The sequence below is a fragment of the Pseudoalteromonas sp. GutCa3 genome, from assembly GCF_002836155.1.
Lineage (GTDB): Bacteria > Pseudomonadota > Gammaproteobacteria > Enterobacterales > Alteromonadaceae > Pseudoalteromonas > Pseudoalteromonas arctica.
In genome coordinates this window covers 226325-236503 of sequence record NZ_PJBK01000022.1, presented here as the reverse complement: position 1 = coordinate 236503, position 10179 = coordinate 226325, and the positions used below count along the sequence as shown (strand labels likewise).

9 protein-coding genes are annotated in these 10179 nt (G+C 40.3%); 6 read left to right on the top strand and 3 right to left on the bottom strand.

Going from position 1 to position 10179, the window contains the following annotated elements; translation table 11 throughout:
* The first annotated feature begins 261 nt into the window (after window positions 1–261).
* A complete protein-coding gene (locus CXF64_RS04500; RefSeq protein WP_002960599.1) occupies window positions 262–663 on the top strand; it encodes a hypothetical protein in 402 nt (133 codons plus the stop codon).
* 3 nt (window positions 664–666) lie between these two features.
* Window positions 667–1482 carry a class I SAM-dependent methyltransferase gene (locus CXF64_RS04495; RefSeq protein WP_101216425.1) on the top strand — a complete coding sequence of 272 codons (816 nt, stop codon included), beginning with the start codon at window positions 667–669 and terminating at the stop codon, window positions 1480–1482.
* Window positions 1483–1509: 27 nt separating this feature from the next.
* On the opposite strand, the gene CXF64_RS04490 is transcribed toward CXF64_RS04495, so the two are convergent.
* Window positions 1510–3114 carry a GMC family oxidoreductase gene (locus tag CXF64_RS04490; protein ID WP_101216424.1) on the bottom strand — a complete coding sequence of 535 codons (1605 nt, stop codon included), beginning with the start codon at window positions 3112–3114 and terminating at the stop codon, window positions 1510–1512.
* Window positions 3115–3216: 102 nt separating this feature from the next.
* Here CXF64_RS04490 and CXF64_RS04485 point away from each other — a divergent pair, with 102 nt between their 5' ends.
* The 4 genes from CXF64_RS04485 to CXF64_RS04470 all read left to right on the top strand — a co-directional run bounded on the left by CXF64_RS04485 (window position 3217) and on the right by CXF64_RS04470 (window position 7537).
* Window positions 3217–4227: an AraC family transcriptional regulator gene (locus CXF64_RS04485; RefSeq protein WP_101216423.1), complete on the top strand. Its 1011-nt coding sequence runs from the start codon at window positions 3217–3219 to the stop codon at window positions 4225–4227.
* A 40-nt stretch (window positions 4228–4267) separates the two neighbouring features.
* Window positions 4268–5254, top strand: coding sequence for a Gfo/Idh/MocA family protein (locus tag CXF64_RS04480; RefSeq protein WP_024593076.1), 987 nt, complete (start codon window positions 4268–4270; stop codon window positions 5252–5254).
* Between the two features lie 443 nt (window positions 5255–5697).
* Window positions 5698–6441: a FadR/GntR family transcriptional regulator gene (locus CXF64_RS04475; protein WP_024591884.1), complete on the top strand. Its 744-nt coding sequence runs from the start codon at window positions 5698–5700 to the stop codon at window positions 6439–6441.
* A gap of 232 nt (window positions 6442–6673) precedes the next feature.
* Window positions 6674–7537, top strand: a complete 864-nt coding sequence (locus tag CXF64_RS04470; protein ID WP_101216422.1) for an EamA family transporter — start codon at window positions 6674–6676, stop codon at window positions 7535–7537.
* An 82-nt stretch (window positions 7538–7619) separates the two neighbouring features.
* Here CXF64_RS04470 and CXF64_RS04465 read toward each other — a convergent pair whose 3' ends face one another.
* A complete protein-coding gene (locus CXF64_RS04465; protein WP_101216421.1) occupies window positions 7620–8816 on the bottom strand; it encodes an MFS transporter in 1197 nt (398 codons plus the stop codon).
* A gap of 74 nt (window positions 8817–8890) precedes the next feature.
* A complete protein-coding gene (locus CXF64_RS04460) occupies window positions 8891–9985 on the bottom strand; it encodes an NADH:flavin oxidoreductase/NADH oxidase (protein WP_101216420.1) in 1095 nt (364 codons plus the stop codon).
* Window positions 9986–10179: the final 194 nt, after the last annotated feature.

Sequence of the window (10179 nt, the reverse complement as noted above, 5' to 3'; positions counted from 1 at the left end):
GCTCTGGATAATAAATCTATCTCAAGCAGCTATTTTCAGCGCTAACTGCGTTGAATTTACTTGCAATAGGCCCGCTATTGACGCGTAAATTCGCCTTGTTCTCACAGAAAATCTCTGGCTAGAGAAAATAAACTTAAATATCACCATAATTCAATGCGTTAGCAAATCTATTAACCAGAGTTCAGGTTAAATAGTGGCTGTAAACTTAAATATTGCGTGGTAATAAGGTAATATCCGCGCACTGCTATTTGAGGACACACCATGATTGACCAACTACGCCAACAACTCGACGAACTTGGCGAAAACTACGTAGAAAAAAACGCTGCATTTAAAATCAAAGTGATCCCATTTTTTTGTGCTATTCGCATTAAAAAAGATCATAAAAGCGAAGGTCGTTTAAGCTTTTATTCAAGTCAATTACTCGAAATTTTCTTAGTCGTCTTATTTTTGCTATTCGGTTTAACACTCTACGATACAGATGCAGGATTTACTCACGGCCCTATTCATATTGCCTTTGCCATTTTAATTACCTTTAATCTTATTATTAAACAAATCGCAATTGAAGGGTTAAAAACCAGACTTGCGTTTCATCGTTTACTAGCAAAAGACTCACAAACAAATAGCGATATAAATAATACTGCTACAAACATAAACGCTAAATAAAATATGTATTTAAATCCTCAATGGCGAATACTCACCGTAGGCGATGGCGATTTATCTTTTTCGAACGCTATTTACACTCATCTATCGCCAAAAGCTTTGGTTGCATCCACTTACGATGACCAAACGACTATTGAGCAAAAGTATCAGCACAATGCACTTGGCAATCTAAAAGCGCATAACGTTGAGGTACTTAATAGTTTTGATGTAACAAATCCCGCGTGTTGGCAAGCTCTAAGTAAAAACCAGCACAGCTTTGATGTGGTTATTTTTCAGTTTCCGCTTATACCTGCGTTTGTTGGCCGTGAAGCATTTGAAAACAACACGCGCCAAACCAGTATGAACGTATTAAACCGCGCTTTACTGCATCAATTTATTAAATACGCTAACGAATACGCGCTTGATAAAAATGGGCCAATGCTGTGTTACATCACTTCAAAGGATGTAAAACCTTATCGAGAATGGAATATAGAAGGGAGTTTAAATAACGGTTTAAACGCTGATTATTTAGGCCAAATCCCATTTGATATTAGCCATTTTGAAGGTTATAAAATTCGTAATGTTGACCGCGATAAACACGTTAAAGACACCAGCGGTATAACTTACGTTTTCAGCCCAAAAAGTATCGATAAACATACTAGCGAATTAAGCTCACGCCTTACAAAGCCTGCATACTTAACATCTAACCATTGCCCCCTATGCCGCGTTGGGCCTTATGTGGCAAGCGAGGACGAAGCCAAGCATCTAAACGCTAAAAAGCATCAGCAAATGCTACATCTTGAAAGCGATTGGCAACAATGGCTAAATGAGTTTTATAGCTAATTAATAGCCCTACTACAGTTTATTTAATTACACCTTTGCGTGTTTAATTAAATCAGCCGCTTTTTCAGCAATCGCAATTACCGGCGCATTTGTGTTGCCGGTAATAATGGTGGGCATAATCGACGCATCAACTACGCGTAAGTTGCTTACCCCGTGTACTCGTAAATTAGTATCCACCACTGCCATTGGATCCTGCCCCATTTTACATGTCCCGACTGGGTGATATTCGGTATCTGCAGTTTGGCGTATAAACTCAATTAGCTGATCATCATTATTTATATCAAGCGGGTAAACCATTTTACCGCGTATGTTATCAAAAGCGTTGCTTTGCATAATAGCGAGTGTTTTTTTAAGGCCTGCAAGCATTACAGTTAAATCATCTGGATGGCTTAAATAATTAGGGTCGATAAGCGGTGCACTACGCGGATTGTTATCAGCTAATGTAATAGTACCTCGGCTTTTGGGGCGCATAATACTGCTGTGTATACTGTAACCATGCCCAGTGTGTAATTTACGACTATGATCGTCCACCAGCCCAATTACAAATTCTAGCTGCACATCGGGCGCTGGCGAGCCTTCAAATAATTTAATAAACGCGTGCGACTCTGCAAAGTTACTGGTTAATCGCCCTTGTCGTTTACTAAACCAGTTAACACAGCCTTTTATAATGCTGGCAATGCCTAGCGGGCTTATACCAAATGTGCCTTTATTTGTTTTTGATTTATAAAGTGGCACTACTGTTAAGTGATCCTGTAAATTAGCGCCAACACCTTCAAGTACGTGCTGAACCTTAATGTTATGTGCACTTAAATGCTCTTTTGGGCCAATACCTGAAAGCATTAATATTTGAGGCGAATTAATAGCGCCAGCACTAAGTATTACCTCTTTTTTAGCACGTAAATTAATAACCTCTTTATTACGCTCTATTTGCACGCCTTGCGCTATCTTATTGGTTATATTTATTTTATTAACGTGGCTATGGGTTAATACCGTTAAATTTGGGCGGTTTAAATGCGGTGTTAAATATGCTTTTGCAGCACTACAACGCTCGCCATTGTGCTGGGTTACCTGCGATAGACGTGCGCCGCTTTGCTCTTTACCATTTATATCGTCGCTTAAGTTAACGCCCTGCTCAACACATGCATTTAAAAAATACTGGTTTACATCGCTTGGGTTATTTAGCTCTTGTATATGTAGCGGACCTTTTGTCCCGTGCAGCTCATTATTTGTAAACGCTTTATTGTTCTCAGCTTTAATAAAGTACGGGAGTAAACTCTCAAAATCCCATCCCGTATTGCCATTAGCCGCCCATTGGTCGTAATCGTACTTATTACCTCTTATGTAAACCATTGCATTTGTCGAGCTTGACCCACCCAATACTTTGCCACGCGGCACAAAACCACACCGGTTATTAAGCTCTTTTTGTGGCACCGTATTGTAATGCCAGCTATTTATGCCATAAGGCACACTCGCTGCTATGCCTGCTGGCATTTGCACAAATGCACTTTTATCACTGCCGCCAGCTTCAATTAAGCACACACTTACATTTTTATCCTCAGACAATCGCGATGCCATAACGCAGCCGCCACTACCTGCGCCAATCACAATGTAATCAAATGTTGTATTGTTCATGGTGTACCTTAATAAAAGTTTTAAACGGCTTTAACAGTAATAGTGCATAGAAAAATTCAACAAAACTTGATATTTTTAGACATCATTTATTTGAGGTTAACCATGAGCAGCCTAATCAGAGCCACGTCATTACAAGGTATAGACACCCTAATTAGCGAATTTGGCGGCGATCCGCATGAAATAATGCGAAACTGTAATATTAATAACGTTGACTTTAAAAATCTCGATAACCAATATTTACCTTATCGAGATTACGCTGAGCTATTAGAATACTGTGCTTGTAAGTTCAATTGTTCTAGTTTTGGCCTTAAGCTCGCAAGTAGACAAAATTTTGATATTTTAGGACATATTGCAATAGCAGCTAAAAGTAGTACTAATTTAGGTGATGCACTTAATTGGGTTATTAAATACCTTCACTTGCACAGCCCTGCACTTAGCTTAAACTCGCACCCTTTAGAGAATGATAAAAGCTTGTTTTTATCATTCGAAATTAATTTAAAACCATTACCGAACATTAACCAAGTGATTGAGCTAACCATTGGTTTAGCATTGGCTGTTATTAAAAAGCTGAGTAATAACCGCTGCAAACCAATTAATATATTTTTGCCAAAAAAATTAAGTACTAATACTCGTGCCTATAACACTTACTTTGGTTGTAACGTTATAGAGCATCGCAACAGCGCTGGTATTGTAATCTCAAAAAGTGATTTAACTCTTGAGCTTGATCACCCTGAACTAAATAAAGTACAAGCAGCGCTAAGCTTCTTGGCAAAAAACAAAGAACACACACAACCATTACCCAACCAAGTTAGTGCACTAATTAGGCCTATGCTTCCTATTTATCAATGTAGTAACCAAACTATTTCAGCTGCGCTGGGTATGCACCCGCGTACTCTGCATCGAGAACTTATCAAACATAATACGAGCTTTGTAAAACTTAAAGATGCCACTCGTCGCGCTTTAGCTGCACACTATTTAGCGCAAAACCAATTTACAATATCAACCATATCTGAGCTTTTAGGGTATCAGGAGCAAGCAACACTAAGTGTTAATGTTAAACGCTGGTTTGGATGTTCTCCTCGAGCATATAGGACTAAAAAAATGTTAAACTAAACACTCTTATTATTATTTTTATTTAAGCTAAGGAGTGAGCATGAACTTTGTTATTGTTGGCACCAATTTTATTAGCGACACACTGTTAGCCGCTGCAAATACGTTAAACGATTTTAATTTATATGGTGTGTGCTCGCGCGCAGTATCAAGCGGCGAAGCATTTTTAGCCAAACACCCACAAAATGCACAAGCAAAAATTTTCACCTCAATCGAGCAAGTATGCCAAGATCAAAATGTCGATGCTGTCTACATAGCCGCCCCTAACAGCTTACATAAGCAATATGCCGTTATGTGCCTAGAAGCAGGTAAACATGTCCTTGGCGAAAAACCATCAGCTGCTAATTCTAAAGAGCTTGCAAGCATTATAGCTACAGCAAAAAAGCATCAGCGCCTTTACATGGAAGCCATGATGACCACTCACTTGCCTAACTTTGCACGGCTGCAACAGGCAATGGTAAAAATTGGCACTCCACGTAAATATATTGGCCAGTACAGTCAATATTCATCGCGTTACGATAAGTATAAAAATGGCGAACGCCCAAATACATTTTTACCCGAGTTTGCTAACGGTGCTTTGGTTGATTTAGGGATTTACCCACTGTATTTATTGATTGCATTGTGGGGCGCACCAAACAGTGTACACGCAAGCGGCGTATTACTTGATACAGGTGTTGATGGTGCGGGGGATGTATTACTAAACTACGCTGATAAACAAGCCGTTATTAGCTACTCTAAAATATCGCAAGGCGACAACATAACCGAAATACAAGGCGAACTTGGACGCATACGTATAGAAGCCGTATCGCAACTCAAAAAGGTGGAGTTTATTGCTAATAATGGTGAGGTAGAGGTTATATCCCAGCCGTTTGATGAGCACTTTATGAAATACGAAGTTGAACATTTTATGGCATTAGTGAAGCAAAATATTCTTGAGTCACCCGTTAATACACATATTTTAGCCAGTAACGTAATGAGCGTACTTGATGAAGCGCGCAAACAGCTTGGGGTTGTGTACCCTAACGACTAACTAAATAAAATATGGGCGTTAACCAACGACAGTTAACGCCCAGAAGAAAGCTTAAATAGCTCTCGTATAACTACACATTTTACAAAACACACTTTACAAACACATTTAAAAATAGCGATCCCCATCCATGGGCAATCAAATACTTCTACAGCAAACTTAACACTAACAACCCAAATTCGGTTTATTACCAATATTTATTATTCAATAACCTTAAAACTAACCTAACACATAAAAACATTACCAATCAAGCTAGCCAATTGCATTATTTTAAACTAAATTGGTAATACAAGAATACAACCATTGGTGTATAGTGGTTTTTAACCATAACATCGCGTTAGAATTTTGACATAATAGTGAATTTTGAGGTAACCTCTGGTATTAACAGTTGGTTTTGACTTTTAGGCCCCAGAGGCCATTATTCCTTAAGGTAATGAAGGTAAAGTATGGGTAATCGTCGCTTATTTTGGCGCATAGTTGATAAAATTGAGTCTTTAATAAATCAAGGCGAATTTTCTGCTGGGAGTCGTTTACCACCTGAACGTGAACTTGCAGAAATGTTTGATGTAAGTCGCCCTACCATTAGAGAAGCTATTATCGCATTAGAAGTACGTGGCCGAGTTGAAGTTAAAACCGGCTCTGGTGTTTACGTAGTAGAACAAAAAAATGCATCTATAAAATCAAAAGAGATCAGTGCATTTGAACTTACTCAAGCTCGCGCATTAATTGAAGGCGAAATTGCCGCTTTAGCTGCTCAAAGCATTACAGAAGAAGAACTAGAGCAACTAAATAAAACATTAATTGCCATGGAAAAAGGCCTTTATGTTGAGCAAGCCGACCGTGAGTTCCACGAAATCATAGCTAGAGCAACGCGCAATAAAGCACTTGAATTTGCAGTGTCTAACTTGTGGGATTTACGTTTAACAAACCCACAAATTGTTGCTGACTATGGCAGTGTGTGTAAAAACAATAACGAGTGCGTTATGGACGAACACACCGCTATTTATACAGCCCTAAAGTCGCATGATGCAAATGCAGCGCGCACCGCAATGCACAAACATTTTAACCGCTTAATTAATGCTTTATTTGACGCTGTAGAATCGCGTGCACTTGAAGAAATTAAACGCAAAAATGATGAAAAACGAGGCCTCTACTCGCTTGATGGCTTAGTTAATAAAAGTGCCCACTAAGGCCTTTTAACCAACTGATTAAAGTTAGCAAACGCCTGTTTGCTAACTTTACCTCTTACTTTATTTACCTGCCCTGTTTAATATACTTTTAATTGCGCTATTTTTGGTCGCAAACACTTACCTATAAATTTAAAAAAAGATACTATGCCGCCATTAATATCGGGCGGGTTTAGCTTTTATACTCCCTGCATTACATAACTAATTGATAGAGTTACTCAACTCAAGGATAAAAATGCAAGCATCTTCAAAAAGTTATTTACTGGCTATCGTGTGTGTACTGCTTGCAATGATGACCATTCAAACGGGCGCGTCATTTGCAAAACAGCTTTTTCCTATTGTTGGTCCTGAAGGCACGACAGCCCTTAGGCTTGGTTTTTCTGCCTTTATACTTTGCTTAGTGTTTAAACCTTGGAAACACTTACCTACTTCGGGTAATCGTATTCCTATAATTGTGTATGGTTTAAGTTTAGGCGGCATGAACATTTTGTTTTATTACGCCATTGAACGCATTCCACTAGGCATTGGTGTAGCACTTGAATTTACAGGCCCGCTTGCTGTTGCCTTATTTTCATCACGCCGTAAACGTGACTTATTTTGGGTTGCGTGTGCTATTGCCGGTATTTTGCTTCTGCTTCCAGATATGAGCGGCCAAGACAGCCTTGATCCATTGGGTGTAGCGCTTGCGCTTGGTGCCGGTGCATGTTGGGCAGGTTATATATTATTTGGTAAAAAAACGGGCACACAAAGCTCTGGTGGAGCAACTGTTGCGTTGGGTATGACCGTTGCCGCTATAGTGCTAGTACCTTACGGCGGCATTCTGCAAAGCGCCGCGTTTACGTGGGAAATTATCCCACTGGGTATTGGTATTGCTATTTTATCAAGCGCACTGCCTTACACACTTGAAATGGTTGCACTGCGTAACATGCCTTCACAAGGGTTTAGCGTAATGATGAGTTTAGAGCCTGCAATAGCTTCGCTCGCAGGGTTTATTATACTGGGTGAGTTACTTACTTTATGGCAGTGGCTCGCTATTTTACTTGTTATTATTGCATCTGTTGGTAGCTCTTTTTCAAACGCAAAAAAACAGGCTACTTAATTAACTACCAAACTAACCTTAACAACCTAAATAAAGTCACCACGCAACATGGTGACTTTATTGTGTTGTATCCGGTAATTTTTTAACTCACAGCCTTATTTTGCTTTTGAGTTGTAAGCAAATAACCAATCAACGAAATAAGCGGCATGCCAGTAGCCACCAGTGCAATACCAGTCCAACCGCCCGCTTCATATAATGGGCTGGCAATAAGCGAGCCTACTGCGCCACCTACAAATATACTCGTCATGTAAATAGCGTTTAAACGCGCACGGCTTTGTGGCTCTAGTGCATACACTGCACGTTGACCCAATACCATATTGGCCTGCACAGCAAAATCAATAAACACACCGGTTAATGCCAATACTATAATGCCGTAAGGTAGCTCAAATAAGCTTGGTAAAAAGCACACTGCTGCAATTACTTTGGCCAGTAACGATACCTGATGTGTATAGCCCTTATCTGCCAAGCGACCAACAATAGGGGCTGCTACAGCACCTGCCGCACCCACTAATGCAAACAATGCTATTTCTGATTGCGATAAACCATACTCACGGGCAAGCACAACCGGTACGCTTGTCCAAAATAAACTGAACGATGCAAACATTAATGCTTGAAAAAGTGAACGTTGGCGCAGCACTGGTTGGCTAATCATTAACTGTTTAAGCGATTTTAATAACTTAAAATACGTTGTTTTATGGGTAGGTTGCCTGCTTGGAATAGCAAAATAAATTACGCCTGCAATAAACACCATACACCCTGCTGCAAAGTAAAATACAGCACGCCAACCAAAGTGATCGGCTATTAAACTCGATATAGGTCTTGCCAGCAAAATACCTAGCAAGAGACCCGCCATAATATTGCCAAGAACCTGTCCGCGCTTCTCGTCAGACGATAAATGCGCAGCAAGCGGAATAAGCACCTGAACAGAAACCGAGCTCATACCTATCATTAAACATAAAATAAGCATTACATTAGGTGAATCAGCAAGTGCCGTACCCACTAAACTCAAAAACGACACAGCTAAAGTAATAAGCATTAAACGCTTATTTTCAATTAAGTCAGCTAATGGCACTAAAAAAAACAACCCCAAAGCGTAGCCTATTTGTGTAAGCGATACGATAAGGCTAGCACTGTGCGCACTTAATCCAACTTCTGGGGCAAGCAACTCAATAATAGGTTGAGCGTAGTAAATATTGGCAACAATAAGACCGCAACACAAAGCAATAATAGTAACGAGTGTATTGCTAAGTGGTTGCGCTGAAACGCCTGGTTGGGTCATGTGTGTCTCTACTTTATAAAAATAATAAAACCCAACCAGCAAACGCGGGTTGGGTTTTTACAAAAAGCTTCGTTTTACTTAATTGGTGATGGCTGCCCATGTGGGCTTGAGCGTAAATACTGTTTAGGTGCAATTACTGTAGCGCCAAGCTCTGCAGCTGCATGCCACGGCCAGTGCGGGTTATATAAAATACCACGCGCTAGTGCTACGCCATCGGCTTGCTGCTCACTAATAATATCTTCGGCTTGTTGCGCCTGTGTAATTAAACCCACCGCTATAACAGGCATTTCAACCGCTTCTTTTATGGCTGTTGCAAACGGTACCTGAAAATTAGGTTTTACTGGTATTTGTTGCTCAGGACTTAAACCCGCAGTACTTACATGAATAAAGTCACAGCCGAGTTCATCAAGCGCTTTACTAAGCACTATCGATTGATCTAAATCCCAGCCGCCTTCAACCCAATCAGTTGCCGAAATACGTACACCTACCGCTTTTTCACTAGGAAATACCGCTCTTACCGCTTTAAACACATCAAGCAATAAACGCTTTCTGTTTTCTAGGCTACCACCGTAGTTGTCATCGCGCTTGTTTGAAAGTGGCGACAAAAACTGGTGTAACAGGTAACCGTGCGCACCATGTAGCTCGATTAAATCAAGGCCGAGTTCATCAGCGCGTTTAGCTGCACTGACAAAGTCTTTAATTAATGAGTCTATGTCGTCTTGGCTCATTGCTTTTGGCACTGGGCTGCTATCGTCGTACGCAACTGCCGAAGGTGCCACGGTTTGCCAGCCATTAACGTCATCAGGTGCAATAGCATCGCCACCGTCCCATGGTTTTTCAGTTGATGCTTTGCGCCCAGCATGCGCCAACTGAATACCAATAGGCATAGGGCTATATTGTCTTACTGCTTTTAGGCTTTTGCCCAGGGCTTGCTGGGTTTCGTTATTCCAAAGCCCTAAATCGCCGTAGCTAATACGCCCTTCTGGGTTTACTGCTGTTGCTTCTAAAATTAGCAATCCTGCACCACTCAAACTCAATTGGCCCAAATGAATAGTGTGCCAATCGCTAGCAGCGCCATTGTTTGCTGAGTACTGGCACATGGGTGCAATAATAATACGGTTATCTAACGTTACTTGCCCAAGTGATAAAGGCGAAAATAGTTGGCTCATAGTTAATCCTTAAAAACACGCACAAAAAAGTGCGGACAAAACAAAAAAGTGTATACGAAGCGGCAATCAAACACGCTCACTCAATAACTTACACAGTTACTTATAAATACGACTACCACTCTTAATGGGGATAAAAACATACTTTAATAGTGCTGATAAAAGCATAACTAATGACATTATAAACTATCAATTTT